Source organism: Kribbella kalugense (assembly GCF_004365875.1).
GTDB lineage: Bacteria > Actinomycetota > Actinomycetes > Propionibacteriales > Kribbellaceae > Kribbella > Kribbella kalugense.
In genome coordinates this window covers 2,209,503-2,234,777 of sequence record NZ_SODF01000002.1, presented here as the reverse complement: position 1 = coordinate 2,234,777, position 25,275 = coordinate 2,209,503, and the positions used below count along the sequence as shown (strand labels likewise).

Annotated in this window: 21 protein-coding genes and 1 pseudogene; 12 read left to right on the top strand and 10 right to left on the bottom strand. The window is 69.1% G+C overall.

The features are described from left to right. The first annotated feature begins 27 nt into the window (after positions 1-27). Together EV650_RS28540 and EV650_RS28535 are read left to right on the top strand one after the other, a co-directional pair. On the top strand, positions 28-1,134 hold the full coding sequence (locus tag EV650_RS28540) for a neutral zinc metallopeptidase (protein ID WP_134122049.1): 1,107 nt from the start codon (positions 28-30) through the stop codon (positions 1,132-1,134). Positions 1,135-1,160: 26 nt separating this feature from the next. Next, a complete protein-coding gene (locus EV650_RS28535) occupies positions 1,161-2,432 on the top strand; it encodes a neutral zinc metallopeptidase (protein ID WP_238174501.1) in 1,272 nt (423 codons plus the stop codon). 345 nt (positions 2,433-2,777) lie between these two features. Here EV650_RS28535 and EV650_RS28530 read toward each other — a convergent pair whose 3' ends face one another. Continuing rightward, positions 2,778-3,077 (bottom strand): hypothetical protein, encoded by a 300-nt coding sequence (locus EV650_RS28530; protein ID WP_134122048.1) that lies wholly within the window; start codon positions 3,075-3,077, stop codon positions 2,778-2,780. A gap of 156 nt (positions 3,078-3,233) precedes the next feature. Then, positions 3,234-3,329, bottom strand: a pseudogene (locus EV650_RS41515) (hypothetical protein); the annotation flags it as partial. A gap of 705 nt (positions 3,330-4,034) precedes the next feature. Between EV650_RS41515 and EV650_RS28525 the strand changes: the two are divergent. Beyond that, positions 4,035-5,042, top strand: a complete 1,008-nt coding sequence (locus tag EV650_RS28525; RefSeq protein ID WP_134122047.1) for a neutral zinc metallopeptidase — start codon at positions 4,035-4,037, stop codon at positions 5,040-5,042. Positions 5,043-5,060: 18 nt separating this feature from the next. Here EV650_RS28525 and EV650_RS28520 read toward each other — a convergent pair whose 3' ends face one another. Then, positions 5,061-6,770 carry a DUF2207 domain-containing protein gene (locus EV650_RS28520; RefSeq protein ID WP_134122046.1) on the bottom strand — a complete coding sequence of 570 codons (1,710 nt, stop codon included), beginning with the start codon at positions 6,768-6,770 and terminating at the stop codon, positions 5,061-5,063. Between the two features lie 66 nt (positions 6,771-6,836). Here EV650_RS28520 and EV650_RS28515 point away from each other — a divergent pair, with 66 nt between their 5' ends. From EV650_RS28515 to EV650_RS28505, 3 genes are read left to right on the top strand one after another with little or no spacing between them, the layout of a single operon-like run. Then, positions 6,837-7,970 carry a neutral zinc metallopeptidase gene (locus EV650_RS28515; protein ID WP_238174500.1) on the top strand — a complete coding sequence of 378 codons (1,134 nt, stop codon included), beginning with the start codon at positions 6,837-6,839 and terminating at the stop codon, positions 7,968-7,970. Continuing rightward, positions 7,931-9,811 carry a serine/threonine-protein kinase gene (locus tag EV650_RS28510; protein WP_369409965.1) on the top strand — a complete coding sequence of 627 codons (1,881 nt, stop codon included), beginning with the start codon at positions 7,931-7,933 and terminating at the stop codon, positions 9,809-9,811. The genes EV650_RS28515 and EV650_RS28510 overlap by 40 nt, the downstream gene beginning before the upstream one ends. A gap of 1 nt (position 9,812) precedes the next feature. Continuing rightward, positions 9,813-10,586, top strand: a complete 774-nt coding sequence (locus EV650_RS28505; RefSeq protein ID WP_134122044.1) for an FHA domain-containing protein — start codon at positions 9,813-9,815, stop codon at positions 10,584-10,586. Positions 10,587-10,856: 270 nt separating this feature from the next. On the opposite strand, the gene EV650_RS28500 is transcribed toward EV650_RS28505, so the two are convergent. Continuing rightward, on the bottom strand, positions 10,857-11,813 hold the full coding sequence (locus tag EV650_RS28500; protein WP_134122043.1) for an AraC family transcriptional regulator: 957 nt from the start codon (positions 11,811-11,813) through the stop codon (positions 10,857-10,859). A gap of 81 nt (positions 11,814-11,894) precedes the next feature. On the opposite strand from EV650_RS28500, the gene EV650_RS28495 reads away from it, so the two are divergent. The 3 genes from EV650_RS28495 (at position 11,895) to EV650_RS28485 (ending at position 18,023) form a co-directional block, all read left to right on the top strand. After that, on the top strand, positions 11,895-12,728 hold the full coding sequence (locus tag EV650_RS28495) for an NAD(P)H-binding protein (RefSeq protein ID WP_134122042.1): 834 nt from the start codon (positions 11,895-11,897) through the stop codon (positions 12,726-12,728). 64 nt (positions 12,729-12,792) lie between these two features. Next, a complete protein-coding gene (locus EV650_RS28490) occupies positions 12,793-16,725 on the top strand; it encodes a Pls/PosA family non-ribosomal peptide synthetase (RefSeq protein WP_134122041.1) in 3,933 nt (1,310 codons plus the stop codon). Then, entirely contained in the window at positions 16,725-18,023 is a 1,299-nt protein-coding gene (locus tag EV650_RS28485) for a M1 family metallopeptidase (protein ID WP_134122040.1), read from the top strand. Before EV650_RS28490 ends, EV650_RS28485 begins: the two co-directional genes overlap by 1 nt. 23 nt (positions 18,024-18,046) lie before the next feature. On the opposite strand, the gene EV650_RS41575 is transcribed toward EV650_RS28485, so the two are convergent. Next, positions 18,047-18,832, bottom strand: coding sequence for a HAMP domain-containing sensor histidine kinase (locus EV650_RS41575; protein ID WP_439648818.1), 786 nt, complete (start codon positions 18,830-18,832; stop codon positions 18,047-18,049). 565 nt (positions 18,833-19,397) lie between these two features. After that, positions 19,398-20,060 (bottom strand): response regulator transcription factor, encoded by a 663-nt coding sequence (locus EV650_RS28475; protein WP_134122038.1) that lies wholly within the window; start codon positions 20,058-20,060, stop codon positions 19,398-19,400. A gap of 105 nt (positions 20,061-20,165) precedes the next feature. Between EV650_RS28475 and EV650_RS28470 the strand changes: the two genes are divergently transcribed. Further along, positions 20,166-20,693 (top strand): hypothetical protein, encoded by a 528-nt coding sequence (locus EV650_RS28470; RefSeq protein WP_134122037.1) that lies wholly within the window; start codon positions 20,166-20,168, stop codon positions 20,691-20,693. A gap of 21 nt (positions 20,694-20,714) precedes the next feature. Here EV650_RS28470 and EV650_RS28465 read toward each other — a convergent pair whose 3' ends face one another. Then, positions 20,715-21,587 carry a LysR family transcriptional regulator gene (locus EV650_RS28465; protein WP_134122036.1) on the bottom strand — a complete coding sequence of 291 codons (873 nt, stop codon included), beginning with the start codon at positions 21,585-21,587 and terminating at the stop codon, positions 20,715-20,717. Positions 21,588-21,657: 70 nt separating this feature from the next. On the opposite strand from EV650_RS28465, the gene EV650_RS28460 reads away from it, so the two are divergent. Then, entirely contained in the window at positions 21,658-22,617 is a 960-nt protein-coding gene (locus EV650_RS28460; RefSeq protein WP_134122035.1) for a nitrilase family protein, read from the top strand. On the opposite strand, the gene EV650_RS28455 is transcribed toward EV650_RS28460, so the two are convergent. The 3 genes from EV650_RS28455 to EV650_RS28445 are packed head-to-tail and all read right to left on the bottom strand — an operon-like array spanning position 22,607 to position 24,268. Further along, complete coding sequence (locus tag EV650_RS28455; RefSeq protein ID WP_238174591.1) at positions 22,607-23,017, bottom strand: 2-C-methyl-D-erythritol 2,4-cyclodiphosphate synthase; 411 nt, start codon at positions 23,015-23,017, stop codon at positions 22,607-22,609. The two genes, EV650_RS28460 and EV650_RS28455, sit on opposite strands and share 11 nt — an antisense overlap. 56 nt (positions 23,018-23,073) lie before the next feature. Then, on the bottom strand, positions 23,074-23,772 hold the full coding sequence (ispD, locus tag EV650_RS28450) for a 2-C-methyl-D-erythritol 4-phosphate cytidylyltransferase (protein WP_134122033.1): 699 nt from the start codon (positions 23,770-23,772) through the stop codon (positions 23,074-23,076). A gap of 10 nt (positions 23,773-23,782) precedes the next feature. Next, positions 23,783-24,268: a CarD family transcriptional regulator gene (locus EV650_RS28445; RefSeq protein ID WP_130446326.1), complete on the bottom strand. Its 486-nt coding sequence runs from the start codon at positions 24,266-24,268 to the stop codon at positions 23,783-23,785. A gap of 309 nt (positions 24,269-24,577) precedes the next feature. Between EV650_RS28445 and EV650_RS28440 the strand changes: the two genes are divergently transcribed. Next, positions 24,578-25,243 carry a hypothetical protein gene (locus tag EV650_RS28440; RefSeq protein WP_134122032.1) on the top strand — a complete coding sequence of 222 codons (666 nt, stop codon included), beginning with the start codon at positions 24,578-24,580 and terminating at the stop codon, positions 25,241-25,243. Positions 25,244-25,275 lie beyond the last annotated feature (32 nt).

Sequence of the window (25,275 nt, the reverse complement as noted above, 5' to 3'; positions counted from 1 at the left end):
GACACCGGGCACGATAGCGTCTGCGGGGTGTCAGGCAACCAATGGGGACCACCACCCGGGCAATTCGGCCCGCCGCCCCAGCAGGGCTATCAGGCTCCTCCCCCGCCCCGGCAGTACTACGCCCCGCCGCCACCGCCCGGTCAGCAGTACGGGTGGGGTCCGCTCCCGCCCCAGCGGCCGCAGCCGCCACGGAAGAAGTCCGGCGGCGTAGCGCTGCTGGTTGTCGCACTTGTAGCGGTGGTCGCGGCCGGGGGCGTGTTCCTGGTCGTCAAGCTCACGCAGGGCAATGGCGCCGAGCCGACCGTTGCCGCGCCGGCGACCACTACGTCTGCCACTACTGAGCCGACTGTCCCTGCGAAGACGACTGCGCCGCGGCCGACCAGAGCACCCACGACCACCACTGCGCCGAAGAAGCCGGTGGCCGTCAACCCGGCGACGTACAACGCGACGCATCGGCTCTACAAGACCGGTGCGATGCGGACGGTGAACTGCAAGCAGGCGAAGACCGGTCCGGGCAACGGCGCGCAGGCGCTGGCGTACGCCAAGTCGATCAAGGCCTGCCTCGACCGGGCGTGGCCACGACAGGTCGCAGCAGCCGGTAGCCGGTTCCGTTCACCCGGTCTGGTCGTTTGGGGCGGCACGGTGAACACGCCGTGCGGCAGTGGACCTGGTCGTTCGTTCTACTGCCCGACGACTCACACTGTTTATCTGGAGACGCCCTCGCTGATCGCGTTCTACAAGCAGAACCCGACGTTCGGCCGGATGATCACCAGCTTCACGATGGCGCACGAGTACGCGCACGGGGTCCAGTGGATGACGGGTCTCGGCCAGGCGTACACGGAGCTGCGGTACGACGCGGACACCGCAGGACAGCTGCAACTGAGCAGGCGGCTCGAACTGCAGGCGTCCTGTCTGGGCAATGTGTTCCTGGGCTCGAACCGCGGCAGCTACGGGATCAACGGGTACGCGTACCAGATGTGGCTGTACGACGTGAACAACAGCGGCGACCGTCCGCCGTACCCGCGCGACCACGGCAGCACGACCAACCACGGCGCCTGGAGCCGGGCGGGTTTCGCCAGCCGTAACCCGGCCAGCTGCAACACCTGGGCCGTCTCACCCGCCCGGGTAAGTTGAGCCTGGGCTCCGGTAGCGTCTCGACTGTGTCAGGCAACCAATGGGGTCCACCGCCCGGACAGCAGTACCCACCGCAGCAACCGCCTGCGCCGTGGCAAGGACCACCTCAGGGACCGCCGCCGTACCAGGGTCCGCCTCAAGGACCGCCGTACCAGGGTCCGCCGCAGGGACCGCCGTACCAGGGGCCGCCTGGGCAGCCGTTTCACGGGCAGGGTTTCGGGCCCGGTCAGCCGCAGTTCGGCTGGGGCGCTCCTCCTGGTGGGCCGCGACCGCCGAAGAAGAGTCGCGGCGGACTGATCGCGCTGTTCGTGATCCTCGGCGTCGTGATCGTCGGAGTGGTCGGGCTGCAGATCGCCTCGCACGTACTGAAGCACAACGGCGACCCGTCGTACGCCGAGCCGACCACCACGTCGTCGTACAGCCCGACACCTGAGCCCTCGACCGAGCCGTCCGGCCAGCCGAGCACCACCATCCAGCCGACGACGAGGCCGACCGTCCGGCCGACCACGCAGGCGCCACGGCCGACCACGTCCAGGCAGACGACCACCAGTACGCCGAAGACGAACCCCGGCCCCACCGACTCCGACCTGGTCGCGCGCAACAAGCTGTACAAGGCCGGCGCGATGAAGTCGGTGAACTGCAAGGAGTCCAAGTCACGCCAGAGCACGGCAGCCGGCGCGCGGGCCAACTACAAGAACCTGCTCGGCTGCCTCAACAAGGCGTGGTCGCCGCTGATCGCCAAGGCCGGCAGCAAGAACCGGTCGCCGTCGGTGCTGACGTTCAGCGGCACGGTCGAGTCACCGTGCGGTTCGCACAGTGACACCGGTCCGCCGTTCTACTGCGGCACCAACGACACGATCTACATGAACCTCACCCAGGACGTCGGGAACTACAACAAGTACTCGCAGTCCTACAGCAAGGTGTGGGCGCGGATGTGGATGCTGCACCAGTTCGCCCACGAGTACGGGCACCATGTGCAGAGCATGACCGGCATGCTGGCGGCGTACAGCCGGATCCGTTACGAGCGGGCGACGTACGCCCAGGAACTCCAGGACAGCAGGCGGCTGGAGCTACAGGCGTCCTGCTTCTCGGACATCTTCATCGGCGCGAACCGGCGCAGCTACCCGGTCACGGGGCAGTCGCTGGTCCAGTGGCGGTGGCTGATCGCGAACACGATCGACCCGGCGCACGACCACGGCGCACCGGCCATCCACAACTACTGGGCCCTCCGCGGATGGAACGGCCGCAACCCGAACGCATGCAACACCTGGACCGCATCGGCCGCGAACACGCAGTAGGAACCAGAGGGTGTACTTCGAGACGACTGGCCGGGATAGCTAGCCTGGTGGGTCCGGATCGCGCAAAGTATGTCCGGGGGAGGCGGCCTTCGGCACCCACCCAGCGAGCGTCAGCCAGCAAGGTCGTGAGGAGCATCGATGTCGGACAACTGGTACCAGCCCCCGGGGAGCGACCCGGCTGACGATCAGCCGGCCCGCCCACAGGAGCCCGGTCCCGGCCAGGACCAGCGCGGCTCCGGGGAAGGCCAACCCGCCCCCGGCGCAGACCAGCGCGGCCCCAGCGCACAGCAGGGCGGTCCCGGCGAAGGTCAGCACGGCCCCGGCGCAGCGCAGGCTGGTCCCGGCTCACAGCAAGGTGGTCCGGCGCAGAGTGGTCCCGGCGCAGATCAGCGTGGTCCCGGCGCGCAGCAGGGCCGGCGTGGTGCTGGTGAAGGACAGCGTGGTGCTGGGCAGGGCCAGCATGGTCCCGGGGATGGGCAGGGCGGTCCGGGACAGGGCCAGGGGGGTTCGTGGTGGGACGGTGACACCGAGGCCAAGCGCGAGTTCCAGAACCCGAGCCAGGCCGAGCCGCCGGCCAACAACTGGTTCGCCGGCGGCTGGAACCCCAACCGCCGAGAACACCCCGACCAGCCCGTCTCCACCCAAAACCCAAACCAGCCCGGCCCGAACCACCCCGGCCGAGGACAGTCCGGTCCCAACCAGACTGGCCCTCAGCAGCGCGGTCCCCAGCAGCCCGGCCCCAACCGCCCAGGTCCCAACCAACCGGGCCCGAACGCGCCAGGCCGGAACCAAGCAGGCCCCAACCAGCCGGGCCCGAACCAGGCAGGTGCCAACCAGGCGGGCCCGAACCAACCGGGTCCCAACCAGCCAGGCTCCTATCCGGCCGGCCCTAGCCAACCTGGCCAGTACCAGTCGGGCTCCAACCAGCCCGGCCCTCAGCAGCGCGGTCCGCAGCCGACCGGCCCGAACCAGCCGGGTTCAAATCAGCCGGGTCCCAACCAGCCCGGTCCGAACCAGCCGAGCCCATGGCAGACCAGCCCGTCCTGGTCCAACCAACCCGGCCCGTCCCAATCCGGTCCCACACAGCCCGGACCCGCACAGCCCAGCCAGTCCCGGCCGAGCCCGTCGCAGTCCGGCCCAGCGCAGTCCGGTCCAGCGCAGTCCGGTCCAGCGCAGGGCGGCCCGCCGCAAGGCGGTCCGGGACCGTCCGGTGCTTCGCAGTCCGGTGCTTCGCAGTCCGGGCCGGCGCAGGGTGATGGTTCGGCGGGGTCGTCTTGGGCTTCGCAGTCGTGGACGTTGCGGACTGATGGGGCTGAGTCCGGCGGCGAGGCCAACCAGGCCGGGTCCGGGCAGGGTGGTAGCGGGTGGTCGGCTACTGGGCAGTCTGAGTCGAGTGCTTGGCTGGCTGGGCCTTCGCAGGGTGAGCAGCATGACCAGCGGGACCAGAATGGTCCGCGCTCCGAGGGCTCTTATCTCTGGGGCCCCGCCGGGCAGGAGCAGCAGCAGTCCTCTCCCTGGAGCAACGCGCTCCCGTCTCAGCAACAGCAGCAGTCCGGCCCCCGCCACGCCGCCCGGCAAGGCGGGCCGGGCCAGACCGGCCCGATGGGTCAGCCTGTCCAGCAGGCGCCGACCTGGCAGTACCCGCCGATCCCGATCCCGCAACCACCCGGCGGCCGGCGTCGCCGTAAGAAGAAGGTCTCCCGCGGTCTCCTGATCGGCCTGGTCGTCCTCGCCGTACTCGTGGTCGGTTCCGGTGTCACCCTGCTCGTCCGCGGCCTCGGCGGCGACGACGCTGAAGCCAAGAACACCCCGTCGTCGGCGCCCGCTTCGGAGTCCCCGTCGCAGTCCGAGAGCCCGTCCACGTCGCCGAGCCCGAGTACGCCGCGCGGACCGACGGTCGACGAGGTCGTCAAGAACAGTGCGCTCTACCGGGTCGGCCCGGTCGCCGCGTCGAAGTGCGTGGAGCCGCCGTTTGCACCGGTCACGGTCGCCGCGGCACAGCAGTACTACAACCGCCTGCTGCCCTGCCTGAACCGCACCTGGTGGCTGGCGATGAAGAAGGTCAACCTGCCGTTCCGCAACCCCAAGGCGGTTGTGTACGTCGGCAAGACGCCTTCACCGTGTGGCATCCAGCGCAGCGTGCGTGCGGCGTACTGCGCTGCGAACGAGACCATCTACCTGCCGTTCAGCGTGGACAACCGGTACTACACGACCAACCCGGTCTACGCCCGCGCGATCATGCTGAACACGTTCGCCCACGAGTACGGGCACCACGTGCAGAAGCTGAGCGGCATCCTCGCGTCGTCGGTGTCCCGGCAGGCGAAGATGACCCCGAACCAGAAGCTCACCGAGAGCCGTCGGCGCGAACTGCAGGCGACCTGCCTGGGCGCCGTCTACCTCGGTGCGAACGCGACGTACATCCCGATGCGCGGCCCGCTACTGACCAACTGGAACTTCCTGATCACCCACTCCGGTGACGACTACGCCCGGCCGCGCGTGCACGACCACGGCAACCGGGTGAGCAACTACCAGTGGTCGCTCACCGGCTTCAACAACAAGAAGCCGGACTCCTGCAACACCTTCACCGCAGCCGACGTACGGGTCAACTAGCCCGCAGGCCGCCGCCCGTCAGCCGAAGAGCCGGCGGGCGGTGGTCAGTGAGCCGCCGAACGTGGTGACGAAGTTGCTGAGCGACTCCCCGATGTCCGACAGGTGCCAGTTCTCCGGACCGGAGTACCAGCCGATGCCGGCGTCGGGGTCGTCGTCGTCATCGGTCGCCGCGATCTCCAGCGCCCACTTCTCGGTCAGTCCGAGCACAGCGGCGTACGGCAGGCAGCGGGACGCGAACTCGAGCCGGTGGCTCTGCGGCAGGTTGGACGACGACTCGTTGGCCAGGTAGTGCTGCAGACCGGCCACGCGGCCCAGTACGGCGGCACCGCGCGCAGTGCGGGCCGGTGCGACCTGGCCGACGAGTGCGAGCACCAGTCCGGCCGCCATGACCGCGAATCCGACCAGGGCGAACTTGCTGACGATCGCAAGCACGATGGTGAGTACGACGCCTGCACCGAGCAGCACGAGGCCCGCGGTGATCCACCGGTTCCGGACCGCGTCCGGACGGCTGTTGAACCAGCCCTGCGTGACCACGTCGGCGTACAGCTGCTCACGGACCAAGTTGAGTCGCGGCCGCAGCGACGGGCCCAGCGCGGACACTAGTACCGAGTCGCCGTCCGCGAATACCGCATCCAGCAAGGCCTTCTCGTACGGCAGCAGCTCCGGACCGCCCTGGTGCAGTCGCTGCAGCTCCCAGTCCAGCCGGCCGAAGTGCGACTCGCGCGGCTGCTCGACAATCGTCAGGTAGTTGCGCACGGCAAGGTCCAGCAGCGTGGCAGTGATGTCGACGACGTCAGCCGTCTCGTCCACCACCGTGCCGACCTGTCCAGGCCGGATGCCGTCCGGCGCCGCGAACTGCGGTCCGTCGGCGCCGTCCAGCACCGGACGTTCCGGCGCCCCATCTCCGACCTTCCCGGCGTCCCGACCGCGGAAGAACCACAGACCGACCGCACCGAGCAGTCCGATGCCGAACACGATCACCGCCAGGCCGATCGTGGTCGAGTCCACGGTGAACGCGCGGCCGAGCGACCAGCGAGTCGAGTACTGCGCGTTCGCCTGCACCGTCGCCTGGTCGCTCAGCCCGGTCAGGAAGGTCAGCCGACCACCGGCCGGTACGCCGTTCTGCTCGATCTGCAGCGCGGCCGACTCGGCCAGCTGGGACGACGTACACGGCATGCTCGAGCCGATGCGGCCGGCGAAGCAGGTCACCCAGGTCGCGAACGGGACGCTGATGTTCAGATTGGCCTTCGGGACCGACACACCGAAGCCCTGTACGATCGGCCAGCTGACTTCGCGGCCCTCGGTCGAGTCGGCGACCACGTTGTCCACGGTGTAGCTGTAGACGATCTTCGACTGACCGGACACGTTCAGCGTCAGCTTGCGCCCGTCGTCAGTGCTGGCGTTCTCGAAGCCCTGGGCGGGCTGGCCGTTCACCGTCGCCGAGACGTTCTTCAGCTCGTATGTGCGGTCGCGGTCGGAGTCAGACCGGACCCGGGTGGTCAGCGTGCGGCTGAACGTCGTACCGCCGGCCGTCAGGTCGACCGACTCCTTGACCTGCAGCTCACCGTCCTTGGTGAGGGTCGCATCCGCGGAGTACGCCGTGATCTGGTCGTCGGCTCGACCGGCTGCCTGCGCGGACACCGGGCTGAGGGCAACGAACAGGCAGGCGACCGGTGCGGTCAGGGACATCAGCAGGGCAGCCGGGAGGAGGCGGCGCTTCGGTGACATGGGTCGAGAGTAGTCTCGTGCCGGTTCGTGCAGCGAACTCGACCGACCAGCCTGGAGGCCAGAGTAGTGAGCAGCCCGTACGGGTACGGCGGCCCGCCGCAGGGCCGGCCACCCGGCCCGCCGCCCGGCATCTTGCCACCGCCGCAGCCCGCACCGTGGCCGCCGCAGCAGGGCCAGTTCCCGCACGGTCAGTTTCCTCAGGGCCAGTTCCCGCAGGGCCCGCCGCAGCAGCAGTACCCAGGTCAGTGGGGCCAGCCGTACTACGGCCCGCCAGGTCAGTTCAACGGGTTCCAGCCGCCGCGTAAACGTGGCGGTCCGGTCCGGCTGATCCTGTTCGGTTTCGTCATGCTGATCTTCATCGGCGTGTCTGTCGCGGTGATGGCCGCGATCCTCGGCAAGAGCAGCACCGACGACACTGCGGACCCCGGCGTGACCGGTCCGTCGATCGTGCCGACCGCGACCACGAACCCGCAGAAGGGGTCCGCCGAGGACTACCTGCTGAACGCCGACATCTACCGCACCGGTCCGCTCGCGGAGCAGAACTGCCCTGCGGCCAACCTCGGCAGCGGCAGCCTGGCCTCGCAGAAGGTCTACTACCAGAAGCTGTTCAAGTGCCTGAACGACGCGTGGCGACCGATCTTCCACGAGCTCGGGCAGGACAAGCCTGACCCGGGTCTAGTCGTGTTCGACCAGCCGGTCCAGACAGCGTGCGGCAACTTCCAGCCGCTGTCCGGCCGGGTGCTGGCGTTCTACTGCTACGGCAACCAGGTGATGTACGTCGACGTGAAGCAGATGAACAAGGCGTTCGGTCCACAGGAGGACCTGGCGTACCTGATGACGATCGCGCACGAGTACGGCCACCATGTCCAAGGGATCAGCGGCCTGTTCTACGCCCGTGCGGTGTACCTGCAGGACCACCCGGACCAGCAACTGGAAAGCTCTCGCCGGAACGAGTTGCAGGCCTCCTGCTTCGGCGGCGTGTTCAGCAAGGCAGTGGAGAAGTCGTACCCGCTGACCAACCGGCTGGACGAGTTCAAGGAGCAGTCCAGCAACAGCTTCGGTGAATCGTCGGACACGCCGGCGAACGAGCGGACTCACGGTCTGGCGACCAGCCAGGGCTTCTGGATCCAGAACGGCTTCAACGTCGGCGCCAACAAGGCGTGCGACACCTTCGCGGTATCGGCGGACCTAGTGCAGTGACGGGCCGGCTGATCGGGGGCCGTTATCTACTGGGGGAACCGCTCGGGTCGGGCGGCATGGGTTCGGTCTGGCGTGCCCACGATCAGGAGCTCGACCGCACGGTCGCACTGAAGCGCGCGCACCCTGGTGTGGACGACCCAGACGGCCGACGGCTGCGTCGCGAGGCCCGGACCGGCGCCCGGCTGCACGATCCGCATGTGGTGACGATTTTCGACGTGGTGTCCGACGGCGACGAGCACTGGCTGGTCCTGGAGTACCTGCCGTCGCGCAGCCTGGACGAACTGGGTCCGCTGCCAGCCGATCAGGTCGCGCGGATCGGCGTACAGATCGCGTCCGCACTGCAGGCTGTGCACGCGGCCGGCATCATCCACCGGGACCTCAAGCCGGCCAACATCCTCGTCACTCCGGACGGTACGGCGAAGCTCGCGGACTTCGGGATCTCCCGGCGAATGTGGGCGGAGGCGACGCTGACCGACAGCTCGACCGTCGGTACGCCGGCCAACCTCGCGCCGGAAGTGGCCAACGGCAACGAACCGACGACCGCGTCCGACGTGTTCTCGCTGGGCGCCGTGCTCTACGCGGCGCTGGAAGGCCATTCGCCGTTCGGCAGCGATCCGAACCCGCTGGCGGTACTGCGGCGTGCAGCACGGGGAGAACTCGAGCCGCTGCGCCGAGGCGGTGAGCTGACGCCGCTGATCACCCGGATGCTCGCCATCGACCCACAAGACCGGCCGTCTGTTGCTGAGGTCGTGGAGGAGCTCGGTGGAGCGGCGCCTTTGAGCCCTCCTCGGCGCAAACGGTGGGTGATCCCGGCCGCAGCCGGCGGAGTCGTGGTTGCCGTCGTACTGAGCGTGCTGATCGGGCGCGCTGTGTCGGGATCGTCCGAACCGTCGGGATCATCCGGGCCGTCGGCCCCATCCACGGCGCCAACAAGCACCGTGCCGACGCCGACAAGCACCGTGCCGACGCCGACAAGTGGGTCCGCCACGGCGCCGGCGGCCGGGCCGGTCGGGGATCCGTTGACGGTTGATCCGTGCGCGTTGATCGACGAGAAGTCGCTGAGCCGGTTCGGGCAGACCACGCTGGAGCCGGCGTACGGCAACTTCGACCGGTGCGACGTGGTGGTGACCGGCACCGGCGACCAGGAGGTCGACGTACGGGCGGAGCTGAATCTGCCCTACACCGATTCGCCGAGAGGTGCGGTGCAAAAGTTCACCGGCAACCTGCGGACGGTGACGCGCGAGAAGTCCGGCGGTGACGACTGCGAACGGGTGCTGGTGCTGTCCGACCGCACGCAGATCCAGGTGGAGGCCAAGCACACCGACGGGTCCGGGATGGACGTCTGCGCGATGGCGGAAGCCGTTACCCAGAAGGCGATCGGCGTTCTGCAGGCCGGTCCGATTCCGCGGCGTACGGCGCCCTTGCCAGCCACGTCGCTGGCGCAGGTCGACGCCTGCACGCTGCTGGACAAGAAGGCGCTCGCCGTGATCCCTGGTGTCGGGCCGCATCCGGACACGTCGTTCGGGAACTGGTCGTGCGGTTGGGACGGTACGACGAGTGACCTGTCGGTGGACCTGTACTTCGACCGGAACCAGCCGCTGGACTCGTCAGACGGGCAGCCGATCACCGTGGGCGGGCGGTCTGCGTTCCTGTCGAACGAGAACGACGGTCCGAAGACCTGCGCGGTGGTGATCGTCTACCGGACGTACGTCGACCCGAACGGGCAGGATGCGGTCGAGTTGGTGACAATGTCTGTCGGTGGTTCGGCCAAGCCCGCCTCACTGTGCGGACTGGCGACAAAGCTGGCCCAGGCTGCCGTCCTGAAGCTTCCGAAGGCCTGAGATGGAACCGATCCGGAGTCTCCCGCAGGACCAGACCAGCCTGGCACGCGGCGTACCTGACGCGCAGCCGGGCACGATGTTCGTGCTGAGCGTCGGTGGTGGGCTCACTGTCGACCCGGGACCGCACCGGACGATTCTGTTCGGGCGGAACCGTCCCGAGGTACATGTGTGCGTCGGTGAGGACGATCCGCGGGTCAGTCGGATGCACGGCTCGATCAGCTACCGGGGCGGCCAGTGGTGGGTCGCGGTGACCGGGCGGCTGCCGGTGCGGTTCCCGCGTGAGCAGATGCTGTTCGGCGGTGAGGACCCGATGCCGCTCGCGTCCGGTTACACCCCACTCTTCGTCCAGGGCTCCAGTGGACGTGAGCACCTGCTGGAGGTGTACGTCGTGGGCGACAGCGGCACTCGCCCGGTACTGCGTCCACGCGACCCCACCCAGCCGCCTCGCATCTGGCAGCTGTCGCCGGCCGAGAAGCTGGCACTGACCGTGGTGGGCCAGCGCTACCTGCTGCACGACCTGCATCCGCTGCCGCTGTCCTGGCGACAGGCCGCGGACCAGTTGGCCGAGCTGCAGCCGGCCGAGGGCTGGACCGCCAAGCGGGTGGAGCACCTGGTCTCGAACGTTCGCACTCGCATGTCACGGGACGGCGTACCCGGTCTGACCCGTGAAGAGGTCGGCGAGCCGGTCGGGAACGCGCTGAACGACAACCTGTTCCGGGTACTGCTCCTGACGACCACGCTGGTCCCGGCGGATCTCGACGTACTGGACGACTGAGCTCGGGAGGGGTCCCGAGCGACCGGACTTAGCGTCGCCGCATGCCCAAGCCGATCACTGCGACCGCCCCCATGACGCGCGACAACGCCATCAACGTCCCCTCCTGACCACCAGCCTCCGCGTCCTGCGCTCTTCCTCACCGCTTGGACGTGCCAAGCGTCGTGGTTTCCAGCCGATAAGGCGAGCGGCGGATCGCCAGGCATGCAGAACCCCTCCGATAAGGCGCTTTTGAGCCGTCAGGGCCGGGTTCTGCATGCGTGGCGGTCCGCCTTACGCCCCACCATGCCGGCCAACCGAGCCCTCCTGGTTACGCCAGGTTGTTGGGGACTGGTGGTGGGTTCGTTTGAAGGCGACGCTGAAGGCGAAGGGGTCTTCGTAGCCGACCTGGTGGGCGACGGTGGCGATGGTGGCCGTTGTGGTGCGGAGGAGGTCGGCGGCTAGGGACATGCGCCAGGCGGTTAGGTAGGTGAGGGGCGGTTGGCCGACCAGTTTGGTGAAGCGGGCGGCGAAGGTGGCTCGGGACAGGCCTACCTTGGCGGCTAGCTCGGCGACTGACCAGCGGTGGGCCGGGTCCTCGTGGATGAAGCGGAGCGCGTCGCCGACTCCGGGTGCGGTGAGAGCCTGGTACCACGACGGGAGCTTCGCCTCAGGCGAAGCGCACCACGCGCGTAGTGCGAGAACCAGGACGAAGTCCAGCAACCTCCGCAGTACGGCGTCCTGCCCCGGCTCCTCCCGCGCGACCTCAACCGTCAGCAGGTCCAGCGCCGGACGGGTCTGCGGCGTAGCCGACACCACCGCCAGCGGAGGCAACAGCGCCAGCAACCGCCGACCGACGTCACCGCGGAGCTCATAAGCGCCCCGCACCATGGTCGTCGCGCCCGGCAGCCCGTCGCCGTACGTGCGCGGCGCCAGGTACTCACGCCCCTCCACCGGATCCCCGTCGATCGTGTACTTCTGCCCGCCGCGGATCACGTAGTACGCCGGCGTCGCCGGATCGTCCGCGATCGTGTAGCTGCCCACCCCAGTGATCAGCGCGATGTCGCCGGCCGCCAGATCCCGCGGTACGCCGTCGTCCAGCCGGAGGCACGCACTACCGCCGAGGGTCGCGACGACCGACAGCGACGGCACGTCGGCGTACGTCACCGACCACGGCCCGCGGGCGATGATCTGCCGGACCAGCGCATCGTTCGCCTGCGCTCGCTGCAACAGGTCACTGAGGACATCCACCCCTCCAAGCTAGACGATCACAAATGGATCGGCGACGCTCTCCCATGGATCGTCTGCACCAACTTCAGTTGGCTGGATCCCATGCACAAGTACCTCGTCCTCGGCGGCACCGGCACCACCGGCCGCCGCATCGCCGCCCGCCTCCGCTCCGCCGACCACGCAGCCGGTGACGACAGCCACTCCGTCCGTACGGCGTCCCGCACCGGAAGCGACGTACGACTAGACCTCGACGACCCCTCGACCTGGGCGCCGGCCCTCGACGGCATCACCGCTGCCTACCTGATGGAACCCACGATCCGCCCCGGCGACCGTCTGGCCCGCTTCGCCGAGGCCGCCCTCGAGACCGGCGTACGACGGTTGGTCCTGCTGTCGGCTGCCCTCGCGTCGAACCCCGACCATCCCCTCCACGGCGTCGAGCAGACCGTCCGTAACTCCCAGGCCGAGTGGACGATCCTGCACCCCAACTGGTTCGCCCAGAACTTCAGCGAAGGCCCGTGGCGGGCCGCGGTCCTCTCCGGCGTACTCGCCCTACCTGCCGGCGACGGCCGCACCCCGTTCATCGACGCCGACGACATCGCCGACGTCGCCACCGCTGCCCTGACCACCGCCGACCACCAAGGCCGCACCTACGAACTAACCGGCCCCGAAGCCATCACCTTCACCGAAGCCACGAACCACATCACCGAGGCCACCAACCACCGCGTCGAGTACGTCGCCATGGCTCCGGCCGACTACATCGAACAGCAAGTGGCTCAAGGCGTTCCGCGAGCCGGCGCCGAACTTCTCACCAACATCCTGGCCTCGATCGCCAACGGCTACGGCGGTCAACCGACCACGGATGTGGAGCAAGCACTCGGCCGCCCGGCCCGTACCTTCAAGACATTCGCCGGCGAATGGGCCCGAACAAGCAGTTGATGGCGTGACCCATGTGTTCGCTTCGGGTTATCCAGCCGGTAACTGGGCGGCGTAGTATCCGCCCGTGACGTTGCGACGCGGGGAGTTGGCGACGGCCGCACGGACGCTTGTGGATGTGCTGGAGGAAACGGCCAACAGGTACGCCGACGAGCCGGCGCTCGATGACGGCAGCATCAGTCTGAGTTATCGCGAACTGCTGGCGCAGACGACCAAGTTCGCCGGCCGGCTGACGGCCGCGGGGATCGGGCCCGGCGACCGGGTCGGGATCCGGATCTCGTCCGGCCACAACGACTTGTATGTCGCGATTCTCGGCACCCTTCAGGCCGGCGCGGCGTACGTGCCGGTGGACGCGGACGACCCGGACGAACGCGCCGAGCTGGTGTTCGGCGAGGCCAACGTCGCGGCCACCGTCGGCGATGAGCTCGAGCTGACCGTCACCCGCCCACAGCAGGTGCCGATTGTCGACAACGACGCGGCCAACGGCGCCTTCGACTACCCGTACTCCGCCCGGATGGACGCCCCGAGTACGACGGACGCCCCGAGAGGTGCCGCGGGTCCGGAGACAACCGACGACGCCTGGATCATCTTCACCTCGGGCTCGACCGGCGTACCGAAGGGTGTCGCCGTCACGCACCGCTCGGCCGCTGCGTTCGTCGACGCCGAGGCCCGCCTGTTCCTGCAGAAGGAGCCGATCGGGCCTGACGACCGGGTCCTGGCCGGCCTCTCGGTCGCGTTCGACGCGTCCTGCGAGGAGATGTGGCTGGCCTGGCGGCACGGCGCTTGCCTGGTCCCGGCGCCACGGTCGCTGGTCCGGACCGGCATGGACCTCGGCCCGTGGTTGGTTGCCCAAGGCATCACTATCGTCTCCACCGTTCCCACGCTGGCCGCGCTCTGGCCGGCGGACGCCCTCGACCAGGTCCGGCTGCTGATCTTCGGCGGCGAGGCCTGCCCGCCCGAGCTGGCCGAACGACTGGCCGTCGACGGCCGCGAGGTCTGGAACACGTACGGCCCGACCGAGGCCACCGTCGTCGCCTGCGCCGCCCTGCTCACCGGCGAAGGGCCGGTCCGGATCGGCCTGCCCTTGGACGGCTGGGATCTCGCCGTGGTCGATGCCGCAGGCAACGAAGTCGCCACCGACGAGGTGGGCGAGCTGATCATCGGCGGGGTCGGCCTGGCCCGGTACCTCGATCCGGTCAAGGATGCCGAGAAGTTCGCCCCGATGCCCTCCCTCGGCTGGGAACGCGCGTACCGCAGCGGCGACCTGGTCAAGTCCGACCCGCTCGGGCTGCTGTTCCAGGGCCGTGCCGACGAGCAGGTCAAGCTCGGCGGTCGACGGATCGAGCTCGGCGAGGTAGATGCCGCGCTGCAGTCCCTTCCCGGAGTCTCCGGCGCCGCGGCCGCGGTCCGCAACAGCGCCGCGGGCAATCAGTTGCTCGTCGGGTACGTCGTACCAGATGACCCGGACGCCTTCGATAACGCCAAGGCGACCGAGCGACTTCGAGAAGCCCTGCCCGCAGCGCTCGTACCGCTGCTGGCCATCGTCGACACCCTGCCGACCAGGACGTCCGGCAAGGTCGACCGCAACGCGCTCCCCTGGCCGCTACCCGGCATGGACAGCGACGGCCCGGCCGCCGAGTTGAGCGGTACTGCGGGCTGGCTGGCCGAGTGCTGGACCAAGGTCCTCGGCGCCACGGTCACCGGTCCCGACAACGACTTCTTCCTGCACGGCGGCGGCAGCCTCGCCGCGGCCCAACTGGTCTCGGCGCTCCGCGAGCGGTACCCCGAGGTCACGGTCGGCGACATCTACGAGTACCCCCGCCTCGGTGCGCTGGCCGAACGACTCGACGAGTTCCGACCGGCCGCAACTGAGCCGGTCGAGATCCGCGAGATCCGGCCGACCCCGAAGAGCACCCAGCTCCTGCAGACCGCGCTGACCCTGATCCTGCAGACGGTCGTCGGCGTCCGCTGGCTCGTATACCTCTTCACGCTGAACAACCTGCTCGCCGAGCTGATCGAGCCGCTGCCCTGGGCGCGGACCGTGTCGTGGTGGTGGATCCTGGCCGGTTGGCTGATCCTGATCAGCCCGGCCGGACGGATGAGCATCGCCGTGATCGGCGCGCGCGTCCTGCTGCGGGGCCTGAAACCCGGCACGTACCCGCGCGGCGGCAACGTCCACGTCCGGCTGTGGGCCGCCGAGAACCTCGCCGACGCCGCCGGCGCCGCCAACCTGGCCGGCGCTCCCTGGATCACGTACTACGCCCGGGCCCTCGGCGCCAAGGTCGGTCGCGGCGTCGACCTGCACACGCTGCCGCCGGTGACCGGCATGCTCACGATGGGCCGTGGCGCCTCGATCGAGCCCGAGGTCGACCTGGCCGGCTACTGGATCGACGGCGACCAGCTGCACGTGGGCCCGGTGACCGTCGGCGCTGAGGCCGTGGTCGGCTCCCGCAGCACCCTGCTCCCCGGCGCGGAGATCGGCCGGAACTCCGAGATCGTGGCCGGCTCGGCCGTCTCCGGCAAGGTCCCCGAGAACGAACGCTGGTCCGGCTCCCCCGCGGCCAGGCTCGGCCGCGCGCGACACCCATGGCCGGACCACCGGCCGGCCCGCGCTCCGTGGTGGGTGGCGGCGTACGGCGCTCAGTCCGCAGTGATGTCCTTGATCCCGGTCGCGGCCGCCGCCGCGGCCCTCGTCGTACTCGGGCAGGCGCTGAAAGGCACCCAGACTCTGCCGGACGCTCTGCTCAAGGCACTGACCGCGATCCCGCTGATGACGCTCGTCGGCTTCGCGACGATGGCCGTGCTCACGCTGATCGGCGTACGGCTGCTCGGCATCGGTCTCAAGCCCGGTCACTACCCGGTCCGCAGCCGGATCGGGTGGCAGGTCTGGGCGACCGAGCGGCTTCTCGACTCGGCCCGCACGCTGCTCTTCCCGCTGTACGCGAGCCTGCTGACGCCGTGGTGGCTGCGCGCCCTCGGCGCCAAGATCGGCCGGGACGTCGAGGCCTCGACCGTCTTGCTGCTGCCGAAGATGACCACTGTCGGCGAAGGCGCGTTCCTGGCCGACGACACGATGATCGCGTCGTACGAGCTCGGCGGCGGCTGGCTGCACGTGGCCGGCGCGAAGGTCGGCAAGCGCGCCTTCCTCGGCAACTCCGGCATGACCGCGCCCGGCCGAAGCGTCCCGAAGAACGGCTTGGTCGCGGTGCTGTCAGCGGCCCCGAAGAAGTCCAAGGCCGGTACGTCGTGGCTCGGATCGCCGCCGGTCAAGCTCCGTCGGCAAGCCGTCGAGGGCGACCAGAGTCGCACCTTCAACCCGCCGTACAAACTCAAGGTCGCGCGGGCTCTGGTCGAGCTGTGCCGGTTCGTCCCGATGATGTTCACGGTCGTGATCGCGCTCGGAGTGCTGTTCGCGCTCCAGGCACTCGACCTGTGGATCGGTCCGTTGTGGACCCTGCTGCTGTCCGGCGCGGTGATCCTGGCCGCGGGAGCGGCCGCGGGAGGCATCGCCACGGTCGCCAAGTGGACGATCGTCGGCCGGACCCGCGCGGTCGAGTATCCGCTCTGGAGCTCGTTCGTCTGGCGCAACGAAGTGGTCGACAGCTTCGTCGAGCTGGTCGCCGCACCGTGGTTCGCGAACGCCGCCGCCGGTACGCCGGTTCTGAACCTGTGGCTCAGGTCACTCGGAGCCAAGATCGGCAAGGGCGTCTGGTGCGAAACGTACTGGTTGCCCGAGGCAGATCTGATCACCCTGGGCGATGGCGCCACGGTGAATCGCGGTTGCGTGCTGCAGACGCACCTTTTTCATGATCGAGTTCTCTCCATGAGCACAGTCACCTTCGGACCAGGAGCAACCCTCGGGCCGCATGGCATCGTCCTGCCCGCCGCCACTGTCGGCGCAGGAGCTACCATCGGCCCGGTGTCTCTCGTGATGCGTGGTGAAGGTGTACCAGCGGGAACGCGCTGGGCTGGGAATCCGATCGCGCCCTGGCAGGGCTGATGGTTGACCCCTATGTGCCCACCCATGGAAACGCCGGCTACAAGGTCGAGTCGTACGACCTGGAGCTCGACTACCGGGTCAACAGCAACAGACTGAGCGGCAAGGCAACGATCACAGCCTTCGCCACCCAGGCGTTGACGCGGTTCAGTTTCGACCTGTCCGGCCTGCGGGTGTCGAAGGTGTCGGTGAACGGCCGCCGCCCGCAGCGCTTCACGCAGCGTGCGGGCAAGCTCTACATCACCGCGAACCTGCCGGACGGCGCCGAGTTCACCGTCGACATCCAGTACGGCGGGAACCCCAAGCCGGAGGACAGCCCGTGGGGCGATCTCGGCTGGGAAGAGCTGACCGAGGGCGTGATCGTCGCGAGCCAGCCGAGCGGCGCGGCCACCTGGTTCCCGTGCAACGACCACCCCGGCGACAAGGCGCACTACCGGATCTCGCTCACCACCGATTCGCCGTACCAGGTCGTCGCGAACGGGCGACTGGTCTCACGCCGGGTCAAGGCGAGCCGGACCACGTGGGTCTTCGACCAGGCCGCGCCGATGGCGACGTACCTCGCGACCGTGCAGATCGGGCGGTACGACGAGGTGGACCTGGCGACCTCGCCCGTCACGATCCGTGGTGTGCTGCCGTCCCGGCTGATCCGTGAGTTCCGGCACGACTTCGGACGGCAGCAGGACATGATGAAGCTGTTCTGCAAGCAGTTCGGGCCGTACCCGTTCGGCGGGTACTCCGTCGTGGTGACCGACGACCCGCTGGAGATCCCGCTCGAGGCGCAGGGCATCTCGGTGTTCGGCAGCAACCATGTCGACGGGCGGCGCGGGGCGGAGCGACTGGTCGCGCACGAGCTGGCGCACCAATGGTTCGGCAACAGCCTGACTCCGGCGAGCTGGCAGCACATCTGGCTGAACGAAGGTTTCGCCTGCTACTCCGAGTGGCTGTGGTCGGAGGAGTCGCGCGGCCTGACCGCCGACCAGCAGGCTGCCAAGGCCCACTCGCGACTCAAGGGCCTCCCGCAGGACCTGATGCTGTCGGATCCTGGCCCGGAGCTGATGTTCGACGACCGGCTCTACAAGCGCGGCGCGATCACCTTGCACGTACTGCGCAAGCACCTCGGCGACGACGCGTTCTTCGAGCTCCTGCGTACCTGGACCAAACTCCATCGGCACGGCTCGGTCACCACCGCCGACTTCATCACGCTGGCCACCAGCTACAGCCCTGACGAGGAGGTGCTCCGGCACCTGTTCGCCGCCTGGCTGGACTCGTACGAACTCCCACCTCTACCCCGACGGCGCTAGCCGGCACGTCGTGAACCCGGGCTTCAGCTCCGGTCCCTAGGCAGCGTCAGTCGGAAGAGGGCGCCGTCGTGCGCGGTCAAAGTGCCGCCGTGGCGTTCGGCGATCTCGCGGGCGATGGCAAGGCCGAGACCTGCACCGCCGTCGTCCCGGGTCCGAGCGTCGTCTAGCCGGACGAACCGCTCGAAGATCCGCTCCCGCTCACCCTCCGGTACGCCGTACCCGTCGTCGGCGACCTCCAGCACAGCCCTCTCGTTGTCCGCCGTCAGCGTGACCTGTATGGCGGAACGCGCGTGCCGGCGCGCGTTGTCGAGCAGGTTGTCCACGACCTGCCTGAGCTGACTCTCCGATCCGCTGATCCATACATCGCCTGTGACGCTGGCATCAGGTGCCATCTCGTGGACCAGGCCGGACAGGTCAACCGGCTCACCGGGCGGGGACTCGCCGGAGTCGAGGCGCGCGAGCAGGAGGAGGTCAGCAGCCAACTCCTGCAGCCGGACGGTGTCGTTGACCGCGCCGTCGAGGTCGAGGAGGGCCGGGTACTGCGCGCCGACCTCGAGTTGGGTGCGCAAGGAAGCGATCGGGTTCCGCAGCTCGTGTGAGGCGTCCGCGACGAACCGGCGCTGCCGGCCGACGGACTCCTGCAGCGCGGTCAGGGTCTGGTTCGTGGTCCGCGCCAACCGGCCGATCTCGTCGTGCGACGCCGGCACCGGGACGCGCCGGGCCAGGTCGGTGCTCGCGGTGATCGACGCCATCTCCTGCCGGATCGCCTCGACCGGTTTGAGGGCTCGCCGGGCGACCAGCCAGATCATCCCGAACACCAGCAATAGCAGGGGCGGAAGGCCGATCATCATGCCCCAGCGCACGGTCGTGATCGCACTCCGCTCGGTGTCGAGCTTCGCCGCGACGTACACCACGACCGGCTTGCCGTTGACCGCACTGGTTGCCATCGCCGCCCATCGATACTCCGGCGGTGGCGGAGGTGGGCCTGCCTGCGGCCGCACGTCCTCGACGAACTCCGCGTTCTTCGCGGCCGGCGGCTTGCTGCCTGGCGGTGGCGCCGGCGCGGGCCGGAGACCGTTGGCCTTCGACGGCGGCGGACCGGGCACCTGGTGAACATTCTTGCTGGCGGCAACTACTCGGCCGGCGTCGTCCTCGATCTGCACCGGTACGTCGGATTTGGCGACCTCGCTCGGATCCACGCCGGCCTGCAGCGCCCACGCCGCGCGGTACGCAGCGGCCGCCGCCTCTGCATTCGCCTTGTCCGCAAGGTCATGCCGCAACAGATTGAGCAAGGCGACGCCGGTCACCACCAACGCAATCGCGACTACGAGGGTGGCGCCGAGAGCTGCCCGGACCGGGACGCTGGCGAAGAATCTACGCATCGTCCACCAACCGGTAGCCGGCCCCGCGGACGGTCTCGATCGCCGCCGCGCCGAGCTTGCGCCGCAGGGTGCTGACGTACACCTCGACGATGTTCGGATCGCCGTCATACGCCAGATCCCACACGTGGTCGAGGATCTCGGCCTTCGACACCACGTCGCCGGGCCGGACCACGAGTTGCTCGAGTACGGCGTACTCCTTGGTGGTCAGGTCGATGCGCCGGCCGGCTTGGACGACGCGGCGGGCGCCGCGGTCCATGCTCAGGTCGCCGACGCGGAGGACCGGAGTGGCGGTGCGTGCGCCGCGGCGGAGGAGGGCGCGGATGCGGGCCAGCAGGACCAGGTACGAGAACGGTTTGGTCAAATAGTCGTCGGCGCCGGCGTCGAGTCCTTCGGCTTCGTCGTACTCGCCGTCCTTGGCGGTCAGCATCAGGACGGGCGTCTCGTGGCCGCCGGCCCGCAGCTCGCTGACCAGGCGGTATCCGTTCAGGCCGGGCAGATTCACGTCGAGCAGGATCAGGTCGTACGGCGCACTGGTGGCGCGGCACAGTCCTTCGGCGCCGTCGTGGGCGACGTCGACCGCGAAGCCCTCCGCGGTCAGCCCGCGGGCAAGGGCGCCCGCCAGCCGTCTCTCGTCTTCCACCATCAGCAGGCGCATGCAGCGAGTATTACTCGCAGTACCTGAAGGGCATTTCAGACTTCAGCTTGGCTTCAGCAAGCCTTCGGCAGGGTTGCGGTCGTTCGAACCCATCGAAAGGAAGCTATGAAGACCAAGATCGTCCTGGCCTCACTGGCCGCGGCCGCGCTCGTCGGCGGCGGTGCGGCGGCCGCGTTCGCATCGGATACCGGTACGGCGACGCAGGTCGCCCAGCGGGTCGCGCTCACCACGGCGAGCCCGAGCGCAAGCGCCAGCTCGAAAGCGACCGCACCGAACGGGAAACTGCCAGCAAACTGCAAGCTTCCTACCCCGCCGAAGGGCCAGCCCACAGGCAAACCGCCGGCCCCGCCGAAGGACGCGAAGACCGGCAAGCCCCCAGTCCCGCCGACCGGAAAGCTCCCAACCCCACCAAAGGGCGCCAAGCCCCCCACCGGCGCCAAGCCGCCGGCCGGTGCGAAACCGCCGACGGACGCCAAGCCCCCGACGGGCGCGAAGCCGCCGACAGGTGCCAAGCCTGGGCCGATCGCCGGCTGCACGCCGCCGGCCAAGCCCGGAAAGCCGGCCTCCGGTAAGCCCGGCGCCGCGCCCAAGCCGGGCGTCCAGCCAAGCAAGCCGGCCGAGTCCACCAAGTAACCAGACCAGGGCGGGGTGCCCTCACACCCCGCCCTGCCGGGCTACCTCGCCGGCGACTTTCACGAAGCGTTCGGTGAGCGGGGTCCTGGTCGCCCAGGCGGCTCCGGTCCACCAGGACGCTGCGCGACCCGGCAGCGGGACCAACCGGACCTCGGGCGGCGCGATCCGCTCGGCCGATTGCGGTACGACGGAAGGCCCGGCCCCGGCCGCGGTCAGCGCCAACACCGTCTGCAGATCACCTGCCTCTTGAAGTACTTGCGGGTGGCAACCGAGTTCGGCGTACAGGTTGTTGATCTGCGCCGTCAGCCCGGGCCCGCGCGCCGGGGTGAGCCGGATCAGCGGCCGCGAGTCGATCCAGCCGATCAGATCGCGAGGCAGCGCCTGCTCGGCCGGGACCGCGAGGGTGAGCCGATCCCGTCGCAACCGAAGGTGTTCGAGCCCGGCCGGCACCGGCAGCCGGACGAACCCGACCTGCAGACTGCCGGCCAGCAACCGCTCGAACTGCACCGTCGACGACATGTCCTCGAGCGAGATCGTCACTCCCGGCCACCGACTCCGGAACAACGCCACCGCCCGCGGCGCCAGCTCGATCCCGGACAGCCCGAACCCGATCGCCAACGATCCCTCGGACCCGGACGCCACCTGGACAGCCCGTCGCTCAAAGGCCTCCGACCGCTCGAGCAACTCCAGAGCGTCAGGAAGCAACAGCTCCCCGGCCGGGGTCAGCCGGGCACCGTGCCGACCGCGGCTGAACAGCACCGAACCGACCCGGCGCTCCAGCACCTGGATCTGTTTGGTCAGCGCAGGCTGACTGGTCGACAGCTCCTCCGCCGCCGCTCCGAAGTTCCGCAGCCTGGCCACCGTCACGAACGCCCGAAGCAGCCGAAGATCCATAACCCCAGGATATGGAATAGCACTCAATAGCTATTGGACGTGATGGATCCCGTGGCGTTTCGATGGTGCCATGACAGCCTTCCGCGCCGCCGTCGTCCAGTTCGAGCCGGTCCCCGACCAGCCCGTCGCCAACCTCGCCACCGTCGAACGGCTCGCCCGTGAGGCGGTCGCAGACGGAGCGCGGCTAGTCGTGTTCCCGGAGCAATGCCTGCTCGGCTACTGGCACCTCCGCCGCCACACCGCCGAGCGGTTGCGCGAACTGGCCGAGCCGGCCGACGGACCGCTGGTCAGCCAGGTCGTTGCCCTGGCCAAAGAACTCGACGCCGGCCTCGGAGTCGGCTTCCTGGAAGATGCTGACGGCAAGTTGTTCAACTCGTACGCCGTCTGCCTGCCGAACGGCGAGGTCCACGTCCATCGCAAGCTGCATGCGTTCGAACACGAAGCGATCGCGAGCGGATCGTCGTACACGGTCTTCGACACTCCCTGGGGATTCCGGGCCGGCGTGCTGATCTGCTATGACAACAACCTGGTCGAGAACGTCCGGATCACCGCGTTGCTCGGAGCAACCGTCCTGATCGCGCCACACCAGACCGGCGGGACGAACTCGCGCAGCCCGCACGGAATGAAGCCGATTCCGCTCGAGATCTGGGAGAGCGGGGACCGTGCGGCGATCGAGGCCGCGTTCAACGGGCCGAGCGGGCGGGAGTGGTTGCTGCGGTGGCTGCCGGCGCGGGCGCACGACAACGGGATGTTCGTGCTGTTCAGCAACGGGGTCGGGCGGGACGACGACGAGCTCCGGACCGGGAACGCGATGATCCTCGACCCGTACGGGCGCATCGTCGCCGAGACTCCGGTCCCGGCCGAGGCAGTGGTGACCGCGGACCTGGACCTGGACCTGGTGCCGTTGGCAACCGGTCGCCGCTGGCTGCGTGGACGCCGGCCGGAGCTGTACGGCCTGCTCACCCAGGTCATGGGCGACGAACTGGATCCGCGGACGGCGAGGTTCTCGACCGAGCCAGTCAGTAGATGAGGGCAGTGGCGATCGCGACGATGCCTTCGCCGCGGCCCGGGAAGCCCAGGCCGTCGGTCGTTGCCGCGCTCACCGAAACGTCGGCGTCGCAGGCAGCGGAGAGAACCTTCTCGGCCTCCTCGCGGCGTACGCCGATCCGCGGCCGGTTGCAGACGATCTGGACCGTCACATTGCCGATCTCGAAGCCGGCAGCCCGCACCCGGCGCGCAGCCTCGGCAACCAGGGCCACCCCGGCGGCACCGGCCCACTCGGGCTCGGCGGTCCCGAAGTTCGATCCGAGGTCACCAAGCTTCGCTGCCGTGAGCAACGACGTACAGATGGCGTGTGCGGCCGCGTCGCCGTCCGAATGACCTGACAGACCAGCAGGCTCATCCGGCCAGTGCAGGCCGGCCAGCCACATCGGGCGGCCGTCCTCCAACGGATGTACGTCGACACCGTTGCCGACCCGTGGGATCTTCACCGGAGCCGCCTCTCAGCCAGCAGAGCCTCCGCCAGCAACAGGTCCTGCGGACGGGTCACCTTGAACGCGTCCGGCGAACCCTCGACCGTCTGCACGGTCACGCCGAGCCGCTCACACATCATCGCGTCGTCCGTCACGCCGATGGCAGCGCCGGCGGCGTGCGCACGACGCAGCACCTCAGGAGCGAACCCCTGCGGCGTCTGAACGGCGACCAGGGTCGAACGATCAGGTGTGTCGACGACCTCGCCGTTAGGCCCGATCCGCTTGATAGTGTCCGTCACCGGCACCACAGGTACGACGGCTTGCGCGCCGGCTCGCACCGCCGCGACCACTCGCTCGATCACGTCGGCCGGAACGAACGCCCGGGCCGCGTCATGGACCAGGATGCAGTCGATCCCGTCGACCGGGACCACATCCAGCGCAGCCCGGACCGAATCAGGCCGCTCCGCACCGCCCGCGACCACGAGCAGTCTCGCGTCGCCGACGTACGGCTCGAGCTCTTTGCCGACCGCTTCCTCCGCACCCGCAGGTACGGCGACCACGAAACAGCTGAGGTCGGCGGCGGTCGCTGCCTTCAGTCCACGCACCGCGTGGACCAGCAGCGAATCGCCACCGACCTCTCGAAATGCCTTCGGGGTTTCTCCGCCCAGCCGCAGCCCCAGCCCGGCCGCGGGTATCACGACCGCGCTACTCATGGGGAATCAGCTAGGAAGCGAGAACCTCGTCGAGGATGGCTTCCGCCTTGTCCTCGTTGGTGTGCTCGGCCAGGGCCAGCTCGGAGACGAGAATCTGGCGAGCCTTCGCCAGCATCCGCTTCTCACCGGCGGACAGACCGCGGTCACGCTCACGGCGCCACAGGTCGCGGACGACCTCTGCCACCTTCAGCACGTCACCGGAGTGCAGCTTCTCCAGGTTCGCCTTGTAACGTCGCGACCAGTTGGTCGGCTCCTCCGTGTGCGGTGCACGCAGCACGTCGAAGACGCGCTCCAGGCCAGCCTGATCCACGACGTCACGCACGCCGACCAGATCGAGGTTGCACGCGGGGACCCGGACGACCAGGTCGTTCTGAGCGACGATCCTCAAGACCAGATAGGTCTTGTCCTCACCTTTGATCTGACGGGTCTCGATGTCCTCGATGACGGCCGCACCGTGATTGGGGTAAACAACCGTCTCGCCGACTGTGAAAGTCATATGTCACGTGCCCCTTTCCGAGATCTATCCTACCACGCGCCGGGTGGTCCGGTCGGGACGTTTGCGCTGGTCAGGGGCCACTTCCCGCCTTGACAAACGCTCTTTTGCATGCGTCGTACGCGCGCGCACCGTTGCCTTCCGCCCCCGATCAGGGACGCTTCCAGAGTACTTCGGGACCGTCGCGGAGCAGCCCGCCGTCGAGGCCGGGCGGCCCGAAGGCTACGCTGTGGGGCGCCGGAGGCGGCTGCGTCACGGTGTCAGAAAACTGTCGGAAACAGTCTCGAAAAAGCTTGCACGAGAGGGATTCCAGTGCCGATCACGTTGTCCTCGCGGTTCGCCCGGCGCACCGCGCTGGCGGGTGCCGCCGCCACCCTCAGTATCGCGCTGGCGGCGTGCAGCGCGAGCTTCAATGCGCCGACCCTGCAGCCGTACCAGGCCGCCGAGGGCACGAACATCGAGTCCGGCCAGCTCAAGGTCCGCAACATGCTGGTGCTGGCCGATGCCGAGGGCAAGGGTGAACTGCACAGCGTGATCGTCAACGACGGCGACGACGCGGACACCCTGGTCAGCATCGAGCAGGCGCCGGCCGGCACGCAGGACGGGCAGGCGGGCGCTGACCAGCCGACCGACGTCAAGTTCGCCGGGCTGACCCAGCCGGTGGAGCTGGAGCCGCACACGGCGCTCCGGCTGCCGGGCACCGACTCACCGCCGATCGCCGAGGCCGGCGCCACCACGAGCCCGACGCCGAGCGCCACGCCGCAGACGCCGAGCACGACCCCGACCGCGGCTGCGACCGACACCCCGTCGGCCTTGAACCCGGGTGGCGAGGACGCCGGCCCGGCGATCATCGTCACCGGCGCGAAGCCGGGCCAGATGGTCAACGTGACCATCACCTTCGGCAACGCGGCCCCGGTCTCGACCTACATCCCGGTCCTCACCGACGACCACTACTCCCCTTCGCCGGCAGCCCAGTAGCAAACAGCAGAACGGGCCGCCCCGGCGCGGGA

Bases quoted from the DNA above. Each gene is read 5' to 3' on its own strand.
- EV650_RS28525 (WP_134122047.1), top strand. From the start codon at position 4,035: ATGGGTCAGCCTGTCCAGCAGGCGCCGACCTGGCAGTACCCGCCGATC.
- EV650_RS28520 (WP_134122046.1), bottom strand. From the start codon at position 6,770: ATGTCACCGAAGCGCCGCCTCCTCCCGGCTGCCCTGCTGATGTCCCTG.
- EV650_RS28505 (WP_134122044.1), top strand. From the start codon at position 9,813: ATGGAACCGATCCGGAGTCTCCCGCAGGACCAGACCAGCCTGGCACGC.
- EV650_RS28495 (WP_134122042.1), top strand. From the start codon at position 11,895: ATGCACAAGTACCTCGTCCTCGGCGGCACCGGCACCACCGGCCGCCGC.
- EV650_RS28485 (WP_134122040.1), top strand. From the start codon at position 16,725: ATGGTTGACCCCTATGTGCCCACCCATGGAAACGCCGGCTACAAGGTC.
- EV650_RS41575 (WP_439648818.1), bottom strand. From the start codon at position 18,832: ATGATCTGGCTGGTCGCCCGGCGAGCCCTCAAACCGGTCGAGGCGATC.
- EV650_RS28475 (WP_134122038.1), bottom strand. From the start codon at position 20,060: ATGCGCCTGCTGATGGTGGAAGACGAGAGACGGCTGGCGGGCGCCCTT.
- EV650_RS28470 (WP_134122037.1), top strand. From the start codon at position 20,166: ATGAAGACCAAGATCGTCCTGGCCTCACTGGCCGCGGCCGCGCTCGTC.
- EV650_RS28465 (WP_134122036.1), bottom strand. From the start codon at position 21,587: ATGGATCTTCGGCTGCTTCGGGCGTTCGTGACGGTGGCCAGGCTGCGG.
- EV650_RS28460 (WP_134122035.1), top strand. From the start codon at position 21,658: ATGACAGCCTTCCGCGCCGCCGTCGTCCAGTTCGAGCCGGTCCCCGAC.
- EV650_RS28455 (WP_238174591.1), bottom strand. From the start codon at position 23,017: ATGTGGCTGGCCGGCCTGCACTGGCCGGATGAGCCTGCTGGTCTGTCA.
- ispD (WP_134122033.1), bottom strand. From the start codon at position 23,772: ATGAGTAGCGCGGTCGTGATACCCGCGGCCGGGCTGGGGCTGCGGCTG.
- EV650_RS28445 (WP_130446326.1), bottom strand. From the start codon at position 24,268: ATGACTTTCACAGTCGGCGAGACGGTTGTTTACCCCAATCACGGTGCG.